This window comes from Jiangella mangrovi (assembly GCF_014204975.1).
Lineage (GTDB): Bacteria > Actinomycetota > Actinomycetes > Jiangellales > Jiangellaceae > Jiangella > Jiangella mangrovi.
The window spans coordinates 2,949,278-2,973,873 of record NZ_JACHMM010000001.1 but is presented as its reverse complement, the minus strand read 5'-3'; the positions used below and the strand labels follow the sequence as shown (position 1 = coordinate 2,973,873).

21 protein-coding genes are annotated in these 24,596 nt (G+C 72.7%); 13 read left to right on the top strand and 8 right to left on the bottom strand.

The genetic code is table 11. The features are described from left to right. Positions 1-18 precede the first annotated feature (18 nt). A complete protein-coding gene (locus tag HD601_RS13955; RefSeq protein WP_221440966.1) occupies positions 19-1,533 on the bottom strand; it encodes a sialidase family protein in 1,515 nt (504 codons plus the stop codon). A gap of 98 nt (positions 1,534-1,631) precedes the next feature. Between HD601_RS13955 and HD601_RS13950 the strand changes: the two genes are divergently transcribed. Then, entirely contained in the window at positions 1,632-2,864 is a 1,233-nt protein-coding gene (locus HD601_RS13950; RefSeq protein ID WP_184822756.1) for a galactose oxidase, read from the top strand. 60 nt (positions 2,865-2,924) lie between these two features. Here the strand turns inward: HD601_RS13950 and HD601_RS13945 are convergent, their stop codons facing one another. From HD601_RS13945 to groES, 5 genes are all read right to left on the bottom strand, one after another. After that, positions 2,925-3,092, bottom strand: coding sequence for a hypothetical protein (locus HD601_RS13945; RefSeq protein ID WP_184822755.1), 168 nt, complete (start codon positions 3,090-3,092; stop codon positions 2,925-2,927). A 252-nt stretch (positions 3,093-3,344) separates the two neighbouring features. Beyond that, the gene (locus tag HD601_RS13940; protein ID WP_184822754.1) at positions 3,345-4,376 is read right to left on the bottom strand and encodes a DUF2891 domain-containing protein; all 1,032 of its coding nucleotides are present in this window, start codon (positions 4,374-4,376) and stop codon (positions 3,345-3,347) included. Beyond that, on the bottom strand, positions 4,373-4,909 hold the full coding sequence (locus HD601_RS13935) for a hypothetical protein (protein ID WP_184822753.1): 537 nt from the start codon (positions 4,907-4,909) through the stop codon (positions 4,373-4,375). The genes HD601_RS13940 and HD601_RS13935 overlap by 4 nt, the downstream gene beginning before the upstream one ends. 78 nt (positions 4,910-4,987) lie before the next feature. Then, positions 4,988-6,601, bottom strand: a complete 1,614-nt coding sequence (groL, locus tag HD601_RS13930; protein WP_184822752.1) for a chaperonin GroEL — start codon at positions 6,599-6,601, stop codon at positions 4,988-4,990. Between the two features lie 97 nt (positions 6,602-6,698). Beyond that, on the bottom strand, positions 6,699-6,998 hold the full coding sequence (gene groES / locus HD601_RS13925) for a co-chaperone GroES (protein ID WP_111255010.1): 300 nt from the start codon (positions 6,996-6,998) through the stop codon (positions 6,699-6,701). A 180-nt stretch (positions 6,999-7,178) separates the two neighbouring features. Here groES and HD601_RS35690 point away from each other — a divergent pair, with 180 nt between their 5' ends. Together HD601_RS35690 and HD601_RS13915 are read left to right on the top strand one after the other, a co-directional pair. Continuing rightward, a complete protein-coding gene (locus tag HD601_RS35690; protein ID WP_184822750.1) occupies positions 7,179-8,372 on the top strand; it encodes a THUMP-like domain-containing protein in 1,194 nt (397 codons plus the stop codon). Positions 8,373-8,386: 14 nt separating this feature from the next. Beyond that, positions 8,387-8,851, top strand: a complete 465-nt coding sequence (locus tag HD601_RS13915) for an NUDIX hydrolase (RefSeq protein WP_184822748.1) — start codon at positions 8,387-8,389, stop codon at positions 8,849-8,851. Here HD601_RS13915 and HD601_RS13910 read toward each other — a convergent pair. After that, on the bottom strand, positions 8,844-9,542 hold the full coding sequence (locus HD601_RS13910) for a glycerophosphodiester phosphodiesterase (RefSeq protein ID WP_184822746.1): 699 nt from the start codon (positions 9,540-9,542) through the stop codon (positions 8,844-8,846). The genes HD601_RS13915 and HD601_RS13910 overlap by 8 nt on opposite strands. A 272-nt stretch (positions 9,543-9,814) precedes the next feature. Between HD601_RS13910 and HD601_RS13905 the strand changes: the two genes are divergently transcribed. The 10 genes from HD601_RS13905 (at position 9,815) to HD601_RS13860 (ending at position 22,662) form a co-directional block, all read left to right on the top strand. Continuing rightward, on the top strand, positions 9,815-10,945 hold the full coding sequence (locus HD601_RS13905) for a glutamate--cysteine ligase (protein WP_184822744.1): 1,131 nt from the start codon (positions 9,815-9,817) through the stop codon (positions 10,943-10,945). A 4-nt stretch (positions 10,946-10,949) separates the two neighbouring features. Next, positions 10,950-12,122: an amidohydrolase gene (locus HD601_RS13900; protein ID WP_221440964.1), complete on the top strand. Its 1,173-nt coding sequence runs from the start codon at positions 10,950-10,952 to the stop codon at positions 12,120-12,122. Positions 12,123-12,216: 94 nt separating this feature from the next. Then, entirely contained in the window at positions 12,217-12,912 is a 696-nt protein-coding gene (locus HD601_RS13895; protein WP_184822742.1) for a FadR/GntR family transcriptional regulator, read from the top strand. A gap of 476 nt (positions 12,913-13,388) precedes the next feature. Continuing rightward, complete coding sequence (locus tag HD601_RS13890) at positions 13,389-15,545, top strand: four-carbon acid sugar kinase family protein (protein WP_184822740.1); 2,157 nt, start codon at positions 13,389-13,391, stop codon at positions 15,543-15,545. Positions 15,546-15,550: 5 nt separating this feature from the next. Continuing rightward, positions 15,551-16,447 (top strand): NAD(P)-dependent oxidoreductase, encoded by an 897-nt coding sequence (locus HD601_RS13885; protein ID WP_184822738.1) that lies wholly within the window; start codon positions 15,551-15,553, stop codon positions 16,445-16,447. Between the two features lie 2 nt (positions 16,448-16,449). Further along, positions 16,450-17,484, top strand: coding sequence for an aldo/keto reductase (locus HD601_RS13880; protein ID WP_184822736.1), 1,035 nt, complete (start codon positions 16,450-16,452; stop codon positions 17,482-17,484). Between the two features lie 49 nt (positions 17,485-17,533). After that, positions 17,534-18,829, top strand: coding sequence for an ABC transporter substrate-binding protein (locus tag HD601_RS13875; protein WP_184822734.1), 1,296 nt, complete (start codon positions 17,534-17,536; stop codon positions 18,827-18,829). Positions 18,830-18,950: 121 nt separating this feature from the next. Then, positions 18,951-19,802, top strand: coding sequence for an ABC transporter permease subunit (locus HD601_RS13870; RefSeq protein WP_221440963.1), 852 nt, complete (start codon positions 18,951-18,953; stop codon positions 19,800-19,802). A 14-nt stretch (positions 19,803-19,816) separates the two neighbouring features. Then, entirely contained in the window at positions 19,817-20,644 is an 828-nt protein-coding gene (locus HD601_RS13865) for a carbohydrate ABC transporter permease (RefSeq protein WP_184822730.1), read from the top strand. A gap of 26 nt (positions 20,645-20,670) precedes the next feature. Next, positions 20,671-22,662, top strand: a complete 1,992-nt coding sequence (locus HD601_RS13860) for a beta-L-arabinofuranosidase domain-containing protein (protein ID WP_221440962.1) — start codon at positions 20,671-20,673, stop codon at positions 22,660-22,662. Positions 22,663-22,903: 241 nt separating this feature from the next. Here the strand turns inward: HD601_RS13860 and HD601_RS13855 are convergent, their stop codons facing one another. Further along, entirely contained in the window at positions 22,904-24,541 is a 1,638-nt protein-coding gene (locus tag HD601_RS13855; RefSeq protein WP_221440961.1) for a glycoside hydrolase family 3 protein, read from the bottom strand. Positions 24,542-24,596 lie beyond the last annotated feature (55 nt).

Below are 24,596 nucleotides of genomic sequence, written 5' to 3'. Positions count from 1 at the left end.
CGAAGGACCCCGGCGCGATCAGCGTCCGGTTCCGAGCGACGTGTCGATCAGCGCCCGGATCCGGTTCGCCCCGGGCTCGAGCCGGATCCACCACTGGTCCCGTCCGCTGCCGGAGTTGTACGCCCACAGCAACGCCTGGTCGGCGGCGACGTCCGTGCGGAACCAGCCGGCCGCGGTGAACGGCCCGTCGCCGACGTCGACGTGAGCGCTCCGCGGCACCTCGACATGGTCGCCGGCCGCCCCCAGCCGCAGCGCCCCGTCGACGGCGCCGTCGGCCACCACCGTCGGCGAGCCGCTCACCACACCGTCGGACCCGCCACTCCCCGACGAGTCCGGAGTGGTCGCGACGGCGGGCAGCCCGCGGTCCAGCGCGACGAACGGCACGCGGGCGAAGGTGATGCGCTCGTAGGTCCCGGTGTCGCCGTTCTCGTACAGCACGCCGAGCGTCCGCCCACCGGCCTCGACCACGTCCGAGTAGGCCGCCGGGCCGTCGTGCAGCACCGGCCCACCGGTCCACGTCGCGCCCTGGTCGAAGCTGTACCGCAGCTGCAGCGTCCGCCGCGCCGTCGGGTTCGCCGGACCGGAGTACACGAGCCGGTCGCCGGCGCGCGGCAGCCGCAGCACCGAGCCCTGCACGACCGGCGTGACGATGCCCGGTTCCAGCGCGTACGGCGCGTCGAACGTCTCGCCGCCGTCGCTGCTGGTGGTGGTCGCGCGGGTGCCGACACCGGTGCCGTTCTGGTCGCGCGCGTTGAAGTAGAGCGTGCCGTCGGCGAGCTCGGTGACGGTGTTCTCGTTCGGGTTCACGACGCCGGTCAGCGGGGTGTCGATGTCGCCGAGCTGCCAGGTCAGGCCGCCGTCGTCGCTGTAGAGGGAGTGCGCACCGTAGTACTTCGCCTCCTGCCCGGTGTCGGCCGAACCGGGCGCCGGGCTGGTCGAGTGGTTCGCCGGCGCGACCAGCCGGCCGCGGTGCTCGCCGTGCTCGAGCGCGATGGCGTGCACCGGCCCGGTCGCGTACCAGCGCCACTCAGGCAGCTTGGTGTCAGCGGTGATGTCGCGCGCGGCGGACCAGCTGGCGCCGTCGTCGCTGCTGCGTTGGACGAACACGCGGCGGCTCTGCTCGGGGGTGACCTCGCCGCGCATGATCTCGGCCTCGGTGGCGTCGCCGGCGTTGTGGGTGCTGAGCAGGACGACGTCGCCGGTCGCGGGGTCGACGACGGGCGTCGGGTTGCCGAAGACGTTCAGGCCGTTGTCGCCGACCACCTGCAGCGGCCCCCACGTGCGGCCGTTGTCGTGCGAGCGGCGCAGCACGAGGTCGATGTCACCGGTGTCGCCCCCGCCGCCGACCCGGCCCTCGGCGAACGCGAGCAGCGTGCCCTCGTCGGAGCGGACGATCGCGGGGATGCGGAACGTGTCGTAGCCCTCGGTGCCGGACTCGAAGACGACGGTCTGCCGGATCGGCGGCGCGGCGTGGGCCGTGAGGGCACCCGCCGACAGAGCGAGCGTCAGGGCAAGGACGACGGGCAGGCGCATGGAGGTCCTCCTTCGTCGGGAAGATCCATCCCACATCACATATGGGATATGTGTCAAGAACGTTGACGAACGGTCGCCTCTTTGGTCGGATATCCGACATGACGGACCTCACACGACGGGCAGCACTCACCCTGGCGGCGGCCGGCTCGGCCGGTGCGGTCGCCTCTCTATCGACGACGGCGTCAGCTGCGGCCCCCGCGGGCGGCCCGGCCGGCGGCGCCAGCTGGACGCGGCTCCCCGACGTCCCGGCGAACACCACGGACTGGCACGAGGCGATACCGGTCGGTGAGGCGTACTGGACCCAGCTCGGGCTGGCCGGGCCGATCGCCGGCGCGCACGGCGACCACCTGATCGTCGCCGGTGGAGCGAACTTCCCGGAGCCGGCGCTGACCGCGACCAGGGCGAACACGCTCGGCAAGGTGTACTGGACCGACGCGTTCGTGTACTCGCGGCGTACGCGGCGTTGGCATGCCGCGGGGCAGCTGCCGGACGCCGTCGGCTATGCGGCGACGCTGAGCACCGGCGACGGCGTGCTGGTCATCGGCGGCGAGGGCTATCGCGGCGGACCCGGCGGCACACTGCAGCGCCCGGTCGAGAAGTTCGCCGACGTGTACCGGTTGCGCTGGGACGAGCGGCGGGCGCGGCTCGAGCGGGCCGAGCTGCCGCCGCTCCCCCGGCCCTTGTCCTACGCCGTCGCCGGCATCGTCGACGGGGTCGTGTACGTCGCCGAGGGCGGCGACTTCTACGGGCTGGACCTGTCCCGGCCCGAGCGTGGCTGGGCGACGCTGCCGCGCTGGCCGGGCGACCCGCGCACCGTCGCCGTCGGGGCCGCCCAGGACGGCCGGTTCTTCCTGCTCAGCGGCCGCTCGCAGGGTGCGGACAAGGCCTGGACGTTCCACCGCGACGCGTACGCCTACTCGCCGCGGCGCCGTCGCTGGGACCGGATCGCCGACCTGCCGTGGTGCGTCACCGCCGGCCTCGCCCACCCCGTCGGCCGGACCGGGCTCGTCGTCGTCGGCGGCGACAAGGACATCGACCGCTGGAACCTCATCGAGCACCACGTCGCGCTGCGGGCCGCCGCGCCGCCCGGGTCGGCGGAGTGGCAGCGGCAGAACGACATCGTGACCTGGATCTACGACCACCACACCGGCTTCAACGGCGAACTGCTGCGCTACGACACTCGCCGCGACCGCTGGAGCGTCGACGGCTGGTTCCCCGGCCCGCCGCCGGCCACCACCCCGGCTGTCGACTGGGACGGCGACCTGGTCGTCGCGAGCGGCGAGGTCGGCCCCGGCATCCGCACCCCGCGCGTCTGGCGGGCGGAGTTCTAGCCGGTGGCGCACGACGGGGCCGGCTCGCGCCAGCCCCGTTCGCTCCCTGCGGCTCGCCCGCTACCTCAGCAGCGCGACGAACTGGTGCAAGGTGACACCCAGAATCGAGAACGCTCCAATGATCAACGGGCGCAGATCCCTGAGGATCTGGCCGATGACCTCGGTGTGCTGACGCAGCTTTCGTAGCCTGGTCAGCCTCGATCGCTCTCGCCTGTAGGTGCGTGTCATGCGATTGCCTCCTGAGTGCTGAGGGCACCGGATGAGCCGCTCCTACAGCCCGCCCGGTAGCCCATCTCTGGACTACGCCGGGCGGATTCCCGATGTAGTTAGCCCATCAGGATGACAGCTGGTCAGCCAGAACGTCAACCGCTACTCTGGTCATGGCTGGGGGAGGTGCTCCTACACCCGTGATCCTGGCCGAGGCCCCGGCCGCGTCATGCGATTGCCTCCGCGCGCCGGGGCTTCTTCTCGCTTCCAGCCTCAGGCGGTCAGGTAGCCGACGGCGTAAGCGGCGAGCCAGTGCTCGACCATGTAGTCGCCGCCGACGACGTACGGCAGGCCGGCCTCGGCGTGGACCGCAGCGGACGCCGTCAGCGCACCCGCCGCGGGCGATGCGGCCGGAAGCGCCGATGCCACCGCCACCATCGACCAGGCGCGGCTGAGGTTCAGCCCGGCCAGGTGCGCCAGCTGACCGTCCGAGGGGTCGGAGACGGTCACCGGCGCGAACAGGACCGCCGGCTCCGACGACGCGGCGCCGGGCAGGAACCGCCCGAACCAGGCCGCGAACTCGTCGGCGGGCAGGACCCGCGCCACCAGCTCGGCCTCGGCCAGGGCGGGCGAGAGGAAGTCGCTGCCGGACGGCTCGTAGTGGGCCGGATAGTCGGTGTCGGCGAGGTACCAGCGGCGGACCGCGTCGTCGATGGCGGCCCGCAGCTCACCGTCCGACGCCGCCGCCCAGTCGTACGAGCGCAACAGTCCGAACGCGGAGTTCGGGTGCAGCCCGCCGCGCACCGGATAGGTCTGCGCCGGCAGCCAGCCGAGCAGGTTCGCCGTCAGCACGTCCGCCAGCGGCCGCACCGCCGCAGCCCACGCCCGCCCGTCCGCGTCACCCGACCACAGCGAGAGCTCGTGCGCCAGCGTCAACAGCCAGCCCCAGCCGTACGGGCGCTCGCGGGTCCGGCCGATCCCGGACGCGAAGAACTCCGCCTCCCGCTCCAGGTTCGACGGGGTCAGGTGCGCGCCCAGCGCCTCCCGCACCGTCGACGCCGACGACGGCGGCAGCGCGGCCTCCGCCAGCCGCAGCAGCCGCACGAGGACCCAGTGCATCTCGACCGCGGAGTGCCAGTCGAGCGAGCCGAAGAACGCCGGGTGCTGGTCGCGGTGCTGCGGGTACGGCCCGGGCTCGACGGCATAGATCATCGGCAGATGCGGGTACTCGCGGTCGATGCAGGCCAGCGCCGTCCGGGCGTAGTCCGCGGCATTCGACTGCAGCAACGACAGCCGCTCGCTCATCCGGCCGCGCCCTCGGGATCGAGCGGCGCACCATCGCCCTCGGCCGGCAGGTCGCCGCGCTCCACCGGCGAGCCGCCGTCACCACCGTCGACCGAGGCGAACAGCGCGTCCAGCTCGTCCGACGACGGCGGATGCGCGTCCTCGACCGCGGCCCGCAGCGTCTCTTCGTCGGCCACGCCCGCCGGCGCGGTCAACGTCACCGCGACACCGTCGTGCACCGCGACACACTCCTGCTGGTCACCGGCGGCGACGCAGCCGGGGTCGGTCCCGCCGCGCGGGTCGGTGGTGAGCATCACCATGCCGCCCGCCGCCGACACGTACGCCGTGCTGAAGCCGGCCTCGCCGGAGACGCCGACGGACTGCGAGGCCGGCTCGAACCCGTCCAGCGAGACCGCGTAGACGACGTCCGGGTCGACGCCGATCGAGCTCGCCCGGGAGGACAGCTCGTCGTCGGACGCGGGCTCGGCCGACTCCGATCCACACGCGGCCATCATCAACACACCCAGCGGAACGACCCAGCGCAACACCGTCACGCCCGCCATGCTCTCAAAGCGAACGGCCCGGGCCCCCACGCAGGGGACCCGGGCCGCCGTCGTACCGGAAGCAGAACCTCAGTGGCCGTGACCGTGGCCGTGGCCGCCCTCGGCCACGGGCTCCTCGGGCTTGTCGGCCACGAGAACCTCGGTGGTGAGCAGCAGGCTGGCGATCGACGCCGCGTTGGCGACCGCGGAGCGGGTCACCTTGACGGGGTCGAGGACGCCCTGGGCGATGAGGTCGCCGTACTCGCCGGTGGCCGCGTTGTAGCCGTGGCCGGGTGTGCCGTTCTCGACGTTGGCCACGATGACGTAGCCGTTCTCGCCGGCGTTCTCGGCGATCCACCGCAGCGGCTCGACCAGCGCGCCGCGCACGATGGCGGCACCCGTGGCCTCGTCGCCGGAGAGCTCGAGCCCGTCGATGGCCGACCGGGCGTGCACCAGGGCCGCGCCGCCGCCGGAGACGATGCCCTCCTCGATGGCCGCGCGCGTCGCAGACACGGCGTCCTCGATGCGGTGCTTGCGCTCCTTGAGCTCGACCTCGGTGGCCGCGCCGACCTTGATGACGCCGACGCCGCCGGCCAGCTTGGCCAGCCGCTCCTGCAGCTTCTCGCGGTCCCAGTCGGAGTCGGTGTTGTCGATCTCGGCCCGGATCTGCGTGACCCGGCCGTCGATGTCGGCCTGCGCGCCGCCGCCGTCGACGACGGTGGTGTCGTCCTTGGTGACGACGATCCGGCGGGCCGAGCCGAGCACGTCGAGCCCGACCTGGTCGAGCTTGAGGCCGACCTCCTCGGCGACGACCTGGCCGCCGGTGAGCACGGCGAGGTCCTGCAGGATCGCCTTGCGGCGGTCGCCGAAGCCCGGCGCCTTGACGGCGACCGAGGTGAACGTGCCGCGGATCTTGTTGACGACGAGCGTGGACAGCGCCTCGCCGTCGACGTCCTCGGCCACGATCAGCAGCGGCTTGCCGGCCTGGACGACCTTCTCGAGCAGCGGCAGCAGGTCGCTCACCGACGAGATCTTGTTCTGGTGGATCAGGATGTAGGCGTCCTCGAGGACGGCCTCCTGACGCTCCTGGTCGGTGACGAAGTACGGGCTGAGGTAGCCCTTGTCGAACTGCATGCCCTCGGTGAACTCGAGCTCGGTGCCGAAGGTCTGCGACTCGTCGACCGTGATGACGCCGTCCTTGCCGACCTTGTCGAACGCGTCGGCGATGACCTCGCCGATGGTCGGGTCCTGCGCGGAGATGGCGGCGACCGCGGCGATCTCGGACTTCTCGTCGACCGGGCGCGCGGACTCGACCAGGCGGGCGCGGACGGCCTCGACGGCCGCGTCGATGCCGCGCTTGATGCCCAGCGGGGACGCGCCGGCGGCGACGGACTTCAGGCCGCGCTGCACCATGGCCTGCGCGAGCACCGTCGCCGTCGTGGTGCCGTCACCAGCGACGTCGTTGGTCTTCGTGGCGACTTCCTTGGCGAGCTGAGCGCCGAGGTTCTCGTGCGGGTCCTCCAGCTCCACCTCGCGGGCGATGGTGACGCCGTCGTTCGTGATGGTGGGAGAACCGAACTTCTTGTCGAGGACGACGTTGCGGCCCTTGGGGCCGAGCGTCACCTTGACCGTGTTCGCGAGGGCGTCGACACCGCGCTCCAGGCGCCGGCGGGCGTCCTCGTCGAACTCGAGGATCTTGGGCATGGGGAACCGGTCCCTTTCAGAGGGTCGTGCTGAAACGTGAAAAACGCCCCGACCCGAGCCGGCGACGAGGCCGGGTTCGGGTCGGGGCGTCAGCGCGTCACTTCTGGACGATCGCCAGAACGTCGCGGCCGGAGAGGATGAGCAGCTCCTCGCCGCCGTACTTCACCTCGGTGCCGCCGTACTTCGAGTAGAGCACCACGTCGCCGACCTTGACGTCGAGCGGGATGCGCTTCTCGCCCTCGTCGTCCCAGCGGCCCTCGCCGACGGCGACGACCTCGCCCTCCTGGGGCTTCTCCTTGGCGGTGTCAGGGATGACGAGCCCGGACGCCGTGGTCTGCTCCGCTTCGAGCGGCTTGACCACGATGCGGTCCTCGAGTGGCTTGATGGAGACCGACACTTGTCTGACCTCCCCTTTCGCGGGATGTCACGAACGCTTCTGTGGACCGGCCGCACGTCGCCGTCGTCGCGGGTGCCGGCGACCTCGACCGTTGGCACTCTCATGGTGAGGGTGCCAACGCCCAACTTAGCACTCGGTCAAGGTGAGTGCTAGTCCGCGTCGGGTGAGAGGCTGAGCGCCGTGCAGACGGCCACGTTCGACGCGCTCAGGACGCCCGCCGGCGCCGCGCTGCTGGCCGACGCGACGGCCGCGTACGGGCGCGAGGACGAGTTCGCGCTGGGAACCCGGCTGAGGCGGTCGGCCGGCCCGGACCTGGTCGCCGCGGCGCTGACGCAGGCCCGGCTGCGCGCCCGTGCGGTCGACAAGTTCGACCCCGCCGACGCGGCCCGGATGTTCTTCACCGTCGACGGCTACGAGCAGGCGACCCGGGTGGCGGTGGCCCGGCACCGGGCGGCGCGGCTGGCTGCGTTGCTTCGGCCCGGCGCGGCCGTCGCCGACCTCTGCTGCGGCATCGGCGGCGACCTCGTCGAGCTGGCCCGGGCCGGGCTGACGGTGACGGGAGTCGAGGCGGACCCGGTGACGGCGGCCGTGGCGGCGGCGAACGTGGCGGCGCTGGGCCTCGGTGGCGCTGCGCGCGTGAAGCACGGCGACGCGACGGCGACCGACCGGACGGCGTACGCGGCGGTCGTGTGCGACCCGGCCCGGCGGGGCAGCCGCGGCCGCGTCTTCGACCCCGACGCCTACCGGCCGCCCTGGTCGTTCGCGCTGGAGCTGCTGACGGCGACGGCGTGCGTGAAGGTCGCGCCCGGCATCCCGCACGACCTGCTGCCCGGCGCCGTCGAGGCCGAGTGGGTCTCCGAGCGCGGCGAGGTCAAGGAGGCGGCGCTCTGGTCCGGCGGGCTGGCGCGGACGGGCGACGACGGGGTGAGCGTGCGGCGGCGGGCGACGCTGCTGCCGTCGGGCGCGACCCTGACCGACCTGGACGACCCCGGCCCGTCGGTGCGTCCGCTGGGCGGATTCCTCTACGAGCCCGACGGCGCCGTCATCCGGGCCGGACTGGTGACGGCGGCGGCCGCGATGGTCGGCGGCGGGCTGCTGGACCCCTCGATCGCCTACGTGACCGCGGACGACGCCGTCGGCACCCCGTTCGCCCGCGGCTACCGCGTCGTCGAGACGCTGCCCTATGACGTGAAGGCGCTGCGCGCGTACGTCCGCTCGCGAGGCATCGGGATCCTCACCGTCAAGAAGCGCGGCGTCGGCGTCGAGCCGGAGAAGCTGCGCGCTGCCGTCCGCCCGTCCGGCGACGCCGCCGCGACCTTCGTCGTCACGCGGGTGGCCGGGAAGGCGACCGTGATCGTCGCCGACCCGCTCTGACAGACTCGGCGTCCATGGCGGGCAAGCAGAGTGCGGGCATCCTGCTGCACCGGGACGGCGCGGACGGCGTCGAGGTGCTGCTCGGGCACATGGGCGGGCCGTTCTGGGCGAAGAAGGACGCCGGCGCGTGGTCGCTGCCGAAGGGCGAGTACGAGCCCGACGAGGCGCCGGCCGACGCCGCGCGACGCGAGTTCACCGAGGAGCTGGGCCTCCCCGTGCCCGACGGCGACCTGGTCGAGCTGGGCACGGTGAAGCAGTCCGGTGGCAAGACGGTGACGGCGTGGGCCCTGCGCGGCGACCTCGACCCGGACGCCGTCGTGCCCGGGACCTTCGAGCTGGAGTGGCCGCCGCGCTCCGGCCGGACGCAGGAGTTCCCCGAGGTCGACCGGGTCGAGTGGTTCACCCTCGACGCCGCCCGCGAGAAGATCGTCAAGGCCCAGGCCGCCTTCCTCGACCGGCTGGCGGACGTCCTCAGTTGAGCCGGGCGGCCGCCGCGACCAGGCGGTCGACGTGGTTGCCGTAGACGGCGTCGACGCCCGTCGCGAGGAGGCGGTCGAGGACCTTCGGCGTCTGGGCGTCCCAGCCGAAGGCGTGCACGCCGGCCTCGTGGAACAGGTCGACGTAGATCGGGGTCCAGTCCTGCCAGTGGAAGTTGACCGCGTCGATCCCGCGCGCCGCGAGCGTGCGGGCCCGGCCGCGGACGCCGTCCTGCAGGCGGCTCACCCGGGTGGAGTCGACCAGCCGGACGTCCCCCGCCTCCTCGCGCCAACGAGAGACGACGGACAGCGACGGATGGCACAGCCAGGTCCGCGGCGGCACACCCGCGGCCCGGACCACCGACACGACCGGGCCGAACGCCGCCGGGTCCTTGACGTCCAGGGACAGCTCGAAGTCGGTCCCGCACGCCGCGTACAGCTCCTCCAGCGACGGCACGTGCGCCGGCAGCTCCGCCCGCGGGACCGCCGAGATGGGCCGGCGGCGGAAGCGCGGCCCGACGACGCCGTCGTGGTCGAGGACGACGACGCCGTCGGCGCTGACCCAGGCGTCGCTCTCGAGACCGGTCGCGCCGAGCCGCAGGGCCAGCTCGAACGACGGCAGCGTGTTCTCGGGCTCGCGCGCCATGGCGCCGCGATGCGCGAACAGGACGGGCGGGCCTCCGGTGAGGGTCATCACACGCATCATCCCAGCCACGACACCGGCCCGCCCTTGTCAGCACGCGGGCCGGCTGCGAAAATTGGATCTTGAGCCAGCCCGCTCACCGCATGACCCTGCCCGACGCTGGCCGCGCCGGGTGCGAGTCGACCCCCGAAGGGCCGAAGTGCTCTTGACTCGCATCCGTTGGCGAAGCGATGCCACTTGTCAAGAACTGCGTCGTTTCATTTCGCAAATGCCATGAGACGGGGCATTCCGAAAATACCGGGAGACGTGTAACACTTCCGGACATGCAGATCCCGTTCTCGCCCTCCGCCCGGAGCAGCCTGGGCGTGGAATGGGAGCTCCAATTGGTCGATCCCGAGACGCGCGAACTCACCTCGGGCGCCGTCGAGATCCTCGACGAACTGCGCCCGGCCGGCGCCACGGAGCACCCGAAGGCCAAGCACGAGCTGCTGCAGTCGACCATCGAGGTGGTCACGGGCGTGTGCACCACGGTGGGCGAGGCGCGCGCCGACCTCGCCGAGACCGTCGCCACCGTCGCGAAAGCAGCCGACCGGCGCGGACTCGCGCTCATGTGCGCCGGCACGCACCCGATCACCAACTGGAACAGCCAGAAGATCAGCCCGAAGCCGCGCTACGAGCAGCTCGTCGAGAACCTCCAGTGGCTGGCCCGGCGGCTGCAGATCTTCGGCGTCCACGTGCACGTCGGCGTCCGGTCGCCGGCGAAAGTCATCCCGATTGTCAACGCCCTGACGTCGTACGTCCCGCATTTCCTGGCGCTGTCCGCGTCGTCGCCCTTCTGGGTGGGCCACGACACCGGCCTCGCGTCGTCGCGCAGCAAGGTCTTCGAGGCGCTGCCGACGGCCGGCCTGCCGTACCAGCTGTCCGGCTGGGACCAGTTCGAGGCGTACATGGGCACCCTCATCTCGACCCGGACCATCGACTCCGTCCGCGAGGTGTGGTGGGACATCCGCCCGCACCCGGACTTCGGCACCGTCGAGCTGCGCATCTGCGACGGCCTGCCCACGCTCGACGAGGTGTGCACCGTCGCCGCCCTGGCGCAGTGCCTGGTCGAGCGGCTGGACCGCGAGATCGACCGCGGGTACATCCTGCCGTCGCCGAAGAACTGGGTGGTCCGCGAGAACAAGTGGCGCGCGGCCCGGTTCGGCCTCGACGCCGAGATCATCGTGGACGATCAGGACAATGTGGTCCCGCTACGCAGAGCGTTGCTCGATTTGGCCGACGAACTCATGCCCATTGCCCGTAGACTGTCCTGCGCCGACGAGCTCGCCGGTATCGAGCGCATTCTTGCGCGCGGAGCGAGCTACCAGCGGCAACGGACAATTGCAGAGGCGAACGGCGGTGATTTGACCAAGGTCGTCGACAGCCTCTTGGAAGAGATGGCAACGGGGTTGTGACCGAGTGACCTACGACTGGCTTGCGAGCTGGCTCGATCTGCATACCGACGAACTGACGGCGCTGCGACGCATGCTGCACGCGCGGCCCGAGCTCGGCCTGAACGAGCATCAGACCACCGACCTCCTGGTCCGGCAGCTGCGGATGTCCGGCCTCGAGCCGCGGGTCCTGCCGCGCGGCACCGGCGTGGTCGTCGACATCGGCACCGGATCGCGCACCGTCGCGCTGCGCGCCGACATCGACGCCCTGCCGCTCCCGGATCTCAAGGACGTCCCCTACCGCTCCACCGTCGACGGCGTCTGCCACGCCTGCGGCCACGACGCGCACACCGTCATGGCGCTCGGGGCGGCCATGGCGCTGGCCAAGGTGCCGCAGCTGCCCGGCCGGGTGCGCGTCATCTTCCAGCCGGGCGAGGAGATCATGGCCGGCGCCCGCGAGGTCATCGCCGCCGGCGCGCTCGAGGGCATCGAGCGGGCGTTCGCGCTGCACTGCGACCCGCGGCTGCCGGTCGGCCAGATCGGCATGCGGTCCGGGCCCATCACGGCGGCCTGCGACCTCGTCGAGGTGCGCGTGTCCGGTCCCGGCGGCCACACCGCCCGCCCGCAGCTGACCGTCGACACCATCGACACCATCTCGCGCATCGCCGTCGACGCCCCGGCCATCCTGGCCCGCCAGATCGACGTCCGCGCCGGGTTCTCGCTGGTCTGGGGGTCGGTGCAGGCCGGCGGCCCGCCCAACGCCATCCCGTCCGAGGGCGTGCTGCGCGGCACCGTCCGGGTGCTCGACCACGCCGCCTGGGCCGACGCGGAGAAGTACGTCCGCGCCGTCGTCCGCGACATCGCGCACCCCAGCGGCGCCCGGGTCGAGATCGACTACGAGCGCGGCGTGCCGCCCGTCGTGAACGACGAGGCCACCGTCGCGCTGATGCGCCAGGCCGTCGCCACGGAGCTGGGCCCGCACGCCGTCGCCGGCACCGAGACCAGCATGGGCGGCGAGGACTTCGCCTGGTACGGCGAGCACGTGCCGCTGGCCCTGGCCCGCATCGGCGTCCATGGCAGCGCGCTGCCGAAGATGGGCGACCTGCACCAGGGCGACTTCGACATCGACGAGAAGGCGCTCGCCTACGGCGTCCGGGTCTTCGTCAGCACGGCGCTGACGGCGCTCGCCTCGTCGCGCTGACCTCGCGCCCGGGAAGTCCGGGGTGTCGCGGTTACGATGATCGGGTGACGGATCGGACGGCGGACGGGGCGGCGGCCAGGCCGGTGGCGTTGCCATGACCATGGCCGAGGACATCGCCGAGCTGATCCTGCAGTCGATCGTCGACGGCGCGCTGCCGCCCGGCGCCACGCTGCCGCCCGAGGCCGACCTCGCCGAGAAGTTCGGCGCCAGCCGGCTCACGGTGCGCGAGGCGATCCGGATCCTGCGCACGCAGAACGTCGTGCGCATCAACCGCGGCCGCGGCACCCAGGTCAACCCGACCGAGGACTGGACCTCGCTCGACGCGATCATGCGGGTGTCCGCGGGCGGCCTGGGGTCGACGGCGTTCGTGGCGGCCCGGCTGCTCGAGGCGCGCCGCATGATCGAGGTCGGCGCCGTCCAGCTGGCCGCCGACCGCCGCACCGACGACGACCTCGCCGAGCTCGAGGCCACCATCGCCCGCATGCGCGAGGCCGGCGACCGCGACGACCTCGAGGCCGTCGTCGACGCCGACCTGCGCTTCCACGCCGTCGTCATGCGGGCCAGCGGCAACCCGTTCGTGCCGCTGCTGTTCGACAGCATCGGCCCGCTGCTCGTGCAGACGCGCCGCCAGACATCGTCCGTCCCGGGCATCCGGCGCGCGGCGCTGCGCCACCACCAGGCCATCCTCGACGCGCTGCGCCACGGCGACGCCCAGGAGGCGCGGCTGGCCATGGAGCGCCACCTCAGCCAGATGGACGACGACCTGCGCGGCGCCGCTCCCGCGATGTGAGATCACGCCGCGTTCGGGCGAGCCATCGCCAGGCATGTCCGCTCGGTACAGTGTGAGCACCTCAACCTGATCATTTCCGGCTCTTCTGCTGTTTCCGTAGGTGTTGGCCGAGGATTCCTCACCGACCTCAGGTGGATTCGATGGCGGGCGGTTCGGTGGGGCCAGGGTGCCACCAATCCGCCCGCCATCGGCCCGGTCGCCGGCGAAGGGCCGGGGCTATCAGGTGACCAACGCATCCCGATGCGCGCGGGCTGTGTCACCTGATCATTCCGGTGCCCTGCCGGCCCGACCTACCCGCGGAACGGGTCGAAGAGCCTCGTTCACGGCCGGCCGGCCTGGCCAGCCAACGTCCCGACCGGCCGGCGGCGGCCGAGCGACAACCAACTGGACGCACCGCGCTCCCTCGACTATGGTCTGCATCTGACAACAGACGTCAGACGTCAGTACTCAAGACACTCAACGAGGAGCGAGCGCGCGTGGCATTGGCGGACCAGATCGCCGAACGGCTGCTCCAGTCGATCATCGACCAGGAGTTCCCGCCGGGGTCGTCGCTGCCGGCCGAGGCCGAGCTGGCCGAGCGGTTCGGCGCGAGCCGGCTCACGGTCCGCGAGGCGATCCGCGCGCTGCGCACCCAGAACGTCGTCCGCATCCAGCGCGGCCGCGGCACCCTGGTCAACACGCCCGAGCAGTGGACGTCGCTGACGGCGCTGGTCCAGGCGGCGAACGGGGCGACGACGGCGACGGGAGCCACCGGACAGGCGGCCGAGCGGCTGCTCGAGGCGCGCCGGATGATCGAGGTCGGCGCCGCCCAGCTGGCCGCCGACCGGCGCGACGACGCCGACCTGGCCCGGCTGGCCGAGCACATCGACGGCATGCGGCGTGCGGCCGCGGCCGGCGACGTCGAGCGCTTCGTCGCCGACGACATCGCCTTCCACGACGTGATCATGCAGGCCAGCGGCAACCTGTTCGTCCCGGCGCTGTTCGGCACGTTCGGCCCGCTGCTCATCGAGGCGCGCCGGCAGACGTCGGCGGTGCCGGAGATCCGGGTCAACGCCATCGGCCACCACGTCGAGATCCTCGCCGCCCTGACCGGCCACGATCCCGAGGCGGCGCGCGCGGCCATGGAGCGGCACATGGACCAGACCCTGCGCGACCTGCGCACCCACGTCACCCGAACCCCGGGCCGCGACCCTGCCGACGTCCTCGCGCCGTTCCCGCCGGTCCGCCCGGCCGACCTCGTGCTGCTGCGCGACCGGGTCCGGCACGGGCGCACCGTCGTGGTGCTCGACGACGACCCCACCGGCACCCAGGCGGTCGCGGACGTCCCGGTGCTGAGCAGCTGGTCCGCCGACGACGTCCGCTGGGCGCTGCGCCAGTCCGCCGGCGGGTTCTTCGTGCTGACGAACACCCGCAGCCTGTCCCCCGACGACGCCGCTGCCGTCACCCGCGAGGTCGTCGACGTCTGCCTCGAGGTCGCGCGGGCCGACGGCGTCGACGTCGCCTTCGCCAGCCGCAGCGACTCGACGCTGCGCGGGCACTTCCCGCTGGAACCGGACGTCATCGCGGAGCGCTCGGCGGCCGCGGGCCGGCCAGTCGACGCCGTGCTGGTGGTACCGGCCTACGTCGACGCGGGCCGGCTGACCGCCGGCTCGGTGCACTGGGTCCGCCAGGGCGACCAGCTGGTCCCGGCCGCGCGGACCGAGTTCGCCGCCGACGCGACCTTCGGCTACCGCGAGTCCGACCTGCGCCGCTGGGTCGAGGAGAAGACCGGCGGGCGGATCGCCGCGAGCGCCGTCCCCGCCGTCACCCTGACCGACCTGCGCGACGGCGGCCCCGAGGCGGTCGCGAAGCAGCTCGCGGGCCTGACCGGCGGCCGGGTGGTCGTGGTCGACGCCGCGACGGACGACGACCTGCGGTTGCTGGCGCTGGCCGTTCTGGAGGCCGAGGCGGCCGGCAAGCGGTTCGTCTACCGCGTCGGGCCGTCGTTCGTCCGGGCCCGGCTGGGCCAGGAGGCGACGGCGCCGCTGACCGCCAGCCGGCTCGCCCCGCTCCTCTCCGGCGCAGCCGGCGACGACGGCGGCCACGGACTGGTCGTCGTCGGCTCGCACACCGCCGTCACCACCCGCCAGCTCGACCGGCTCCGTGAGCGGCTCCCCGTCACCGCGCTCGAGCTCGACGTGGCGGCCCTGCGCGACCGCGACGCCGGCACCGCGGGCCGGCACGTCGCCGCCGTCGCCGACCGCGTCGCGGCCGCCCTGCGCACCGGCACCGTCGTCGTCAGCACCAGCCGGGCCGTCGTCACCGGCGCCGACGGCGCCGCGAGCCTGGCCCTCGCCCGCACCGTCAGCGCGAGCGTCGTCGACCTGGTCCGCCGCGTCACCGAGCGGACCCGGCCCGCGTTCGTCGTCGCCAAGGGCGGCATCACGTCGCACGACGTCGCGACGAAGGCGCTGCGCATCGGCCGGGCCCGGGCCGCCGGGACGCTGCTGCCGGGGATCGTCTCGCTCTGGGAGCCGCTGGACGGCCCGGCGCGCGGCGTCCCGTACGTGGTGTTCGCCGGCAACGTCGGCGACGACGACTCGCTCGCCGCCGTCGTGACCGCACTCACCGAAGCCCCGCACCAGGAGAGGTGACCTCGATGTCCCGAGACCCGCAGCGCGTGGCCGTCATCGGCCTCGGCGCGATGGGCCTGCCAATGGCGACGCGGCTGGCCGAGGCGTTCGCCGTCACGGCGTACGAACCGGTCGACGAGCGCGCGAAGCAGGCGGCCGGCCAGGGCGTGACCACCGCCGGCACCCCCGCCGAGGCGGCCCTCGGCGCCGACGTCGTCGTGCTCGCCGTCCGCGACCAGGCCCAGCTGGAGGCGGCGGTGTTCGGTCCAGGCGGCGTCGACGAGACGATCGTCGCCGGCCGGGTCGTCGTCGTCACCAGCACCATCGGCCCAGACGCGGCCAGGGAGGTCGCCACCCGGCTGGACCAGCGCGGTGTGCTCGTCGTCGACGCGCCGGTCTCGGGCGGCCCGGTGCGGGCCGGCAGCGGCGACCTGCTGGTCGTCGTCGGCGCGGCTCCCGAGGCGCTCGCCGCGGCCCGCCCCGTGCTCGACCACCTCGGCTCGACGGTGACCGTCGTCGGCCCGAACCCGGGCGACGGCCAGGTGCTCAAGGCGATCAACCAGCTGCTCGCGGGCGTGCACATCGCCGCCGCGGCCGAGGCGATCGCCCTGGCCCGCGGCGTCGGGCTGGACCCGCGGACGGCGCTCGCCGCACTGACCGCCGGGGCGGCGAGCTCGTTCATGCTCGGCGACCGCGGCCCGCGCATGGTCGAGGCCTACGAGGGTGGCACCGACGAGATCAAGTCGCGGCTGGACATCTTCGTCAAGGACATGGACATCGTCACCTCGATGGCCGCGCGGGCGCACGTACCGATCCCTCTCGGCGTCGCGGCGCAGCAGCTGTACCTGGTGGCCGAGCGGGCCGGGCTGGGCGCGAGCGACGACTCCACCGTCGTCACCGTCCTCTCCCCGGCGGGTGAATGACCATGGAGCACACCACCCTCGGGCCCACCGGCACGTCCGTCTCGCGGTTCGCGCTCGGCACCATGACGTTCGGCCGCGAGTCCTCGGAGGAGGAGGCGCGGGCCCAGCTCGACCTGTTCCTCGAGCACGGCGGCACCCTCGTCGACACCGCCAACGCCTACGGGGCCGGTGCCAGCGAGGAGATCATCGGCCGCTGGTTCGCCGACCGGCCCACCAGTACCCGCGAGCACGTCGTGCTGGCCACCAAGGCCAGGTTCCCCACCGGGCCCGGCCCCAACGACCTGGGACTGTCGCGCAAGCACCTCACCGCGGCGCTCGACGCGTCGCTGCGGCGGCTGCGCACGCACTGGATCGACCTGTACCAGGTGCACGCGTTCGACCCGCACACGCCGCTGGAGGAGACGCTCGGCTTCCTCGACGACGCCGTCACCGCGGGGAAGATCCACTACGTCGGGCTGTCGAACTACACCGGCTGGCAGATCCAGCGGGCCGTCGACATCGCCCGGTACACCGGCCTGACCGCGCCGGTGAGCATCCAGCCCCAGTACAACCTGCTCGCCCGCGAGGTCGAATGGGAGATCCTCCCGGCCGCGCGCGCGAACGGGCTGGGCATCCTGCCCTGGTCGCCGCTCGGCGGCGGCTGGCTGACCGGCAAGTACAGCCGAGACAAGACGCCCGGCAGTGGCACCCGGGTCGGCGAGAACCCGGGCCGCGGCGTCGAGGCGTTCGACCGGCGCGGCGTGCGCGAACAGACCTGGGAGGTCATCGAGACCCTCCGCAAGGTCGCCGACGCGCGCGCCGAGCCGATGTCGCGCATCGCCCTCGCCTGGGTCCTCGCCCGGCCCGGCGTCACCTCGGTGATCCTCGGCGCCCGCACCGTCGACCACCTGCTCGACAACCTGCGGGCCGGCGAGCTGCGCCTCAGCGACGACGAGCTCGACCAGCTGAGCGCCGTCAGCACCCCGGATACCGGCGACTACCCCTACGGACCGGTCGGCGAGGAGCAGCGCACCCGGCGCCTCGCCGGCGGCCGCTGAACTCCCGCAACTTTCCTCTCAGCAGAGCAGATGACGAAGGAGTCATGACATGACCACACGCACGGTGCGCCGGCTCGTCCCCGCCGTGGGCGCGACGCTGGCGCTGCTCCTGGCCGCCGGCTGCGGCGGCGGGGACGACGAGTCCGGCACCAGCGGCGGCCCGACGACGGTGACTCTGTGGGTCGCGTCGCCGACCGAGGCGTTCAGCCAGCGCCTCGTCGACGAGTACAACGCCACCCACGAGGACGTCCAGGTCGAGCTGACCGCGATCCCGGACGACGGCTTCCTCCAGAAGGTCGGGACCGCCGCGGGCGCCCGGTCGCTGCCGGACATCCTGGTGTCCGACGTCGTCTACATGCCGAACTACGCCAGCCAGGGCATCCTGCTCGACATCAGCGACCGCATCGAGGCGCTGCCCTTCGCCGACGACCTCGCGCCGTCGCACCTCGAGGCCAGCACCTGGGACGGCAAGACCTACGGCGTGCCGCACAAGCTGGCGTCGTCGGTGTTCTTCTACAACAAGGACCTGTTCACCCAGGCCGGCCTCGACCCGGAGGCGCCGCCCACGGACTTCGCCGGCGTGCTGGCGGCCGCCCGGGCCATCGGGGCGCTCGGCGACGACGTGCACGGCTTCGACTTCGGCGGCAACTGCGGCGGCTGCTCGGTCTACACGATGCTGCCCTACCTCTGGGCCGCCGGCGTCGACCCGCTGGCCGACCAGGGCACCAAGGCCGACTTCGACAACGACGCCGTACGCGAGGTCTTCGGCCTCTACAAGTCCCTGTGGGACGAGGGCCTGACCCCGCCGAACGCCAACACCCAGGACGGCTCCACCTGGGCCGACGGGTTCCTGTCCGGCACCGTCGGCATGATGGCGCAGGGCTCGGCCATGGTCGGGCGGCTGCAGACCGAGGCGACGTTCGAGTGGGGCGTCACCCGCATCATGTCGCCCGACGGTTCCGGCACCTCGACGTTCGTCGGCGGCGACAGCGCCGGCATCACCGCGACGTCGGAGCACGCCGACGAGGCCTGGGACTTCATCCAGTGGACCCTCGAGGACGACGCGCAGACGGAGATCATCGCCAAGAACGGCGACCTGCCCGACCGCACCGACCTCGCGGACAACCAGTACACCGCCGCCGACCCGCGGCTGCAGTTCATCGTCGACGGTGTCGCCGACGGCCGCACGCCGCTCGCCGTCCCGTTCGGTGAGCTGTTCAACGACCCGAGCGGCCCGTGGATCGCGATGGTCCGCGGCGCGGTGTTCGGCGACGACGCGGACGCGGCGATCGCCGACGGCCAGGCGGCCATCCAGCAGGGCCTGGACGACGCGGCGGACGACTGACGAGCCACCCCGGGGCGCCGTGAATCCTGGGCCGGCGCCCCGGGGGACCGCCAGACCGCAGTTGACGCCGTCGCCGACAGAAAGGATGCGACCGTTGTTGTCGAGAAGGGCCCGTGCGGCCGTGACGGGCCAGTTGTTCGTCGCACCGGCGGCGCTGACCACGCTGGTGCTGTTCCTGATCCCGCTCGGGATGCTGGTGTGGATGTCCTTCACGGACTATCCACTGCTCGGCGAGCCGACGTGGACCGGGCTGGACAACTACGCGGCCATCCCGGGCGACGAGATGTTCACCGGCGCCATCCGGTTCACGCTCGTGTACACGGCCGTGACCACGGTCGTCATGTTCGGGGTGTCGTTCCTGCTGGTCGCGATCGCCAACAGCAACCGGCGCGGGTCGAAGTTCTACCGGACGGCGTACTTCCTGCCCTACGTCGTGGGCACGGCCGCGGCGACGCTGCTCTGGTTCGTCGACTCCGACACCGTCCTCGGCGTGTTCAACCAGCTGCCGATGACCCTCGGACTGACCGACGAGCCGATCCAGTTCCTGGCGACGCCGCGGCTGGCGTTCTGGACGACGATCGCGCTGGTGGTGTGGAAGTTCATCGGCTTCCAGGTGATCATCCTGCTGATGGGGCTGCAGTCGATCCCCCGCGAGCTGTACGAGGCGGCCCGGGTCGACGGCGCGCGGCCGATCCAGCAGCTGCGCTACATCACGATCCCGTTCCTGCGCCCGATCCTGGCGCTGCTGTTCATCCTGTCGGTCACCGGCTCGCTGCTGGCGTTCGACCAGTTCCTCATCCTGACCAAGGGCGGCCCCGACAACAGCACCACCAGCGTCGTGTTCGCCGTCTACAACAAGGCCTTCGTGTCCTTCGACATGGGCCGGGCGGCCGCGCTGTCGGTCGTGCTGCTCGTGGTCCTGCTGCTGATCAGCGCGATCCAGCTGCCGCTGCTGCGCCGGAACGACACGTAGGAGTGACGACGTCCATGAACAAGACCCGCACCTCGCTGTTCCACCTGGTGAGCGTGGCCGCGGCCATCCTCTTCCTGTTCCCCCTGGCGTGGGCCGTGGTGTCGTCGCTGCGCTCGCCCGAGGACGCGCGCTCGGGCGACCTGCTGCCGGCGGCGTTCTCGTTCGGCAACTACACGCGGCTCGCGGAGTACGGCATCGGCCTGCTCGGCTACTCGTGGAACAGCCTGTTCACGGCCGTGCTGACGGTGGCCGGGACGGTCGTCGTGTGCACGCTGGCCGGCTACGGGTTCTCGCGCTACACGTTCCGCGGCAAGAAGCCGCTGTTCGTCGTGATCCTGGCGATCCTCATGGTGCCGTACGCGACCATGCTGCTGCCGCTGTACATCCTGCTGCGCAACCTCGGCCTGCAGGACTCGCTGGTCGGGCTCGCACTGGTCATGATCATGTTCCAGCTGCCGTTCGGCATCCTCATCATGCGCAACGCGTTCGACTCGGTGCCGGTCGAGCTCGAGGAGGCGGCGCTGCTCGACGGCTGCGGCCCGGTCAAGGCGCTGCGGCACGTGTCGCTGCGCATCGTGACGCCGGGCATCGTCACCATCGCGCTGTTCGCGTTCCTGGCGTCGTGGAACGAGTTCCTGGCGCCGCTGATCTTCCTCAACGACGGCGACAAGTACACACTGCCGATCATGCTGGTCAACGTCCGGTCCGGGACGTTCGGCGAGATCGACTACGGCGCCCTGCAGGCCGGCGTCGTGGTCGCCATGATCCCGTGCCTGGTGCTGTACCTCGTGCTGCAGCGCTACTACGTCAGCGGGCTGCTCAACGGCGCCCTGCGCGGCTGACCGTCTCTCCGTCTCACGATCCGAAGGTGGACACCACGATGCACGACTCGTCCGGTCCGGCCCAGCGCCAGGTCGTCGCGACCTGCTCCCCGCTCGCGCAGGAGCAGCTCGCGCTGCGGCCGCTCGCCGTCACCGACGTCCGCCTCACCGGCGGGCCGTGGGCGCGGTGGCAGCAGGCGAACCGCGCGGCCACCATCCCGCACGGGCTGCACTGGCTGGAGAAGGACGGCGTCATCGACAACTTCCGCCGGCTGTGGGGCGAGTCCGACGCCCCGCGCAAGGGCTGGGTGTTCTGCGACTCCGACCTGTACAAGACGCTCGAGGCGATCGGCTGGGACCTCGCGCACGGCGCGCACGCGCCCTGGGACGAGGCGGTCACGGACGCCGTCGGCCTGCTCACGAAGACCCAGGAGGGCGACGGCTACCTCAACACGTTCGTCCAGGCCGGGCTGGCCGGGCGCTGGGCGGACCTGCCGCGCGGGCACGAGCTGTACGTCGGCGGCCACCTGATACAGGCCGGGATCGCGCACGCCCGGGTCACCGGCGACGAGCGGCTGCTGGACATCGGGCGCGCCTTCGCCGACCTCCTGGTCACCGAGTTCGGCCGCGACGGACGGCTGACCGGCACCGACGGCCACCCGGAGATCGAGACCGCGCTGGTCGAGCTCTACCGGTACACCGGCGTGCGGGCCTACCTCGACCTCGCGGAGCACCTGCTCGACGTGCGCGGGCACGGGCTGCTGGGCAACGGGCTGTTCGGGCCGGCGTACTTCCAGGACGACGTGCCGGTGCGCTCGCGGACCGAGATCGTGGGGCACTCCGTCCGCGCGCTGTACCTGCTGGCCGGCGTCGTGGACGTGTACCTCGAGACCGGCGAGGCGGCGCTGCTCGAGGCCGCCGAGGCCCAGTGGCGGTCCATGGTGGCTGGCAAGACGTACCTCACCGGCGCCGTCGGCTCGCGGTTCGAGGGCGAGGCGTTCGGCGACGCGTACGAGCTGCCGCCGGACCTCGTCTACGGCGAGACCTGCGCGGCGATCGCCAGCGTCATGGTGTCGTGGCGGCTGCTGCTGGCCACCGGCGACGGGAAGTACGCCGACCTCATCGAGCGGATCCTCCACAACGCGTTCGCGGCGTCGACCTCGGCGGACCGGACCGCGTTCTTCTACGTCAACCCGATGCAACGGCGGAAGGCCCGGCCGGCGCCCGCGCGCGGGACGAAGCCGCTGCGCACCGACGCGCCGGGCACCCGGGCCGACTGGTTCGACGTCGCCTGCTGCCCGCCCAACATCATGCGGACGGTCGCCTCGCTGACCGGCTACGTCGCGACGGTGGACGACGGCGGCGTGCAGCTGCACCAGTACCTGCCCGCGACGGTGGCCTGGGACGCCGGCGCCGTGGTCCGCGTCCAGACCGAGTACCCGCGGACCGGCACCGTCACGGTCGTCGTCGACGAGGCGCCGGGCGGGTCGTGGGCGCTGTCGCTGCGAGTCCCGTCGTGGGCGCGCGGGGGTGCAACGGTGACGGTGGCCGGCGGCGAGACGACGGCGGCAGCTCCGGACGCCCGCGGCTACCACGTGGTGACCCGCGACTGGGCCGCCGGTGACACCGTCGTGCTGGAGCTGCCGGTCGAGCCGCGGCTGACCGTCCCCCACCCCGGCGTCGACGCGGTCCGCGGCTGCGTCGCGATCGAGCGCGGCCCGGTCGTCTACTGCCTGGAGAAGCCGGCCGACGCCGCCGCGGCCCTGCCCGGCGAGCTGGTCGACCTGACGACCGTCGCGATCGACCCGGGATCGGAGCTGGTCGTCGTGCCGGCGCCGCAGCTCGGCGAGGACGTGCTGTCCATCCAGGTCGACGGCGTCGAGGGCGCGGATCCCGCGTGGGACGGCGCCGGCTGGGCCACGCTGGACGAGGCGCCCGGCCCGGCCGGCCGACCGGTCACGCTGACCGCGATCCCGTACGCCGTCTGGGCCAACCGCGGACCGTCGGAGCTGCGGGTGTGGGTGCCGCTCGCGTTCTGAGCCGACATTTCAACGGTGTGAGATCACTGCGCTGAGTGGGTGAGGAAACTGTTGCCACAGCGACAGCAGCGCCACCCAGATCACGCAGAGATCTCACATCGACCTGGCCGACTTGCCCCTCGATGATCACGAAGAGGTGCGGGGCCTCGTTGTCCTTCTCCGTGATCATCCCGGCTTCCGGCGGGAGCGACACGAGACCGGGGTGATCGACGACGTCCTGCGGACGATCCGTCAGACACCCCTAACCGGGGCAGCCCTGCTGCTCAACGCCGTCGACGGTGACCGGGAGCGTTCCTGTCGCCGCCGATGTGCCGGCCAGCACCTCGGCGAGCGCCCGGAACGCCCCGGGCGTGCGTCCGTACAGCGCGATTTTCACCGGAGCCTCGCTGCGGCCCAGCGCGTAGGGCCGGTCCAGCGCCACGACGACGTCGCCGGAGCCGGGGTCGGTGCCGCCGAGCAGCCGCACGGTGGTCGGGGCGTTCGCGTCCGTGGTCAGCCCGGCGGCCGCGGCGGCCGCGTCGAAGCGGACGCGGTCGGCCTCCTCGCCGCCGACCACGCGGATGACGCCGTCGACCAGCGGCCCCTCGCAGGCGCCGGCGACCACCGTCAGGCCGCCCAGGGACTCCTCGTAGGAGAGGTCCTCGTGGGTGCCGACAACGGCCGGGTCGGGTGCCGGCCCGGATGCCTCGTGCAGCATGAGCGCGACACCGCGGGTGGCGGCCTCGGCCAGCCGGTCCGCGGGCAGCTCACCGGTGGCGACGGCGTCGACGATGGCGGTGTGCGCGGACTCGACGTCGGCCGGCATCAGCACGATGTCGGCGCCCGCGGCCAGGGCCTTGACGGCGGCCGCGCCGGAGCCGTAGCCCTCGCTGATCGCGGCCATGTCCTGGGCGTCGGTGACGACCGCGCCCTCGAATCCGAGCTCGTCCCGGAGCAGCCCGATGACCTCGGGCGACAGCGACGAGGGCACGCCCGGGTCGACCGCCTCGACGTCGATGTGCGCGACCATGATCGCCTCGGCGCCCGCCTCGACCGCCGCCTGGAACGGCACGAAGTCGCGGGCGCGCAGCTCGTCGAGGCTCGCCGTCTGCACCGGCAGCTCCTCGTGGCTGTCGGCGGGGACCGAGCCGTGGCCCGGGAAGTGCTTCGACACCGCGAGGATGCCGGACTCCGCGTAGCCCCGCAGCGACGCCTGCACCGTCTCGGCCACCACCTGCGGGTCCGACGACGCCGACCGCGTGCCGATGGTGGGGTCGTCCGGGCCGGTGGTGACGTCGGCGTCGGGCGCGAACACCATGGTCAGCCCCATGCCGCGCAGCTCCTCGCCGCTGGCCTGCGCGACCTCGGCGGCCATGGCGGTGTCGCGGGACGCGCCGAGGGTCATGTAGGCGGGGAACTCCGTCGCCGGCTCCTTGATGCGCGCGACGGTGCCGCCCTCCTGGTCGATGCCGATGATGACGGGGTAGCCGCGGTCGCCGCCCGCCTCCTGGATCGCGGCGGTCGCGCTGGTGACCTGGTCCGGCGACTCGACGTTGTCGCCCATGAGGATGACGCCGCCGAGGCCGAGCTCGGCGATCTGGCTGGTCGGCGGCTCGAGGCCGCTGTAGCGGGCGACGATGACCTGCCCGGCCTGCCGCTCGACCGGCATGTCCACGACCAGCGCGGCCGCCTGGTCGTACTCGTCCTGGGTCGGTCCCCAGGCCAGCGGTGGCGGGGTGGTCGGCGTCGGCGACGGGGTGGGCGTCGGGTTGGTCGTGGGTACGCCCGTGTCGGTGGCCGAGGAGTCGCCGTCGTCGTTGCCGCCGGTGTCACCGTCGTCGCCGGACCCGCACGAGGCCAGCAGCAGTGCGCCGGCGAGGAGGAAGAGCAGTCGCCGCATTTCCGCCAGTCTGCCACGCCGGCCGTCCGGCCCGTGAGCGAACGGGTGGCGGCGT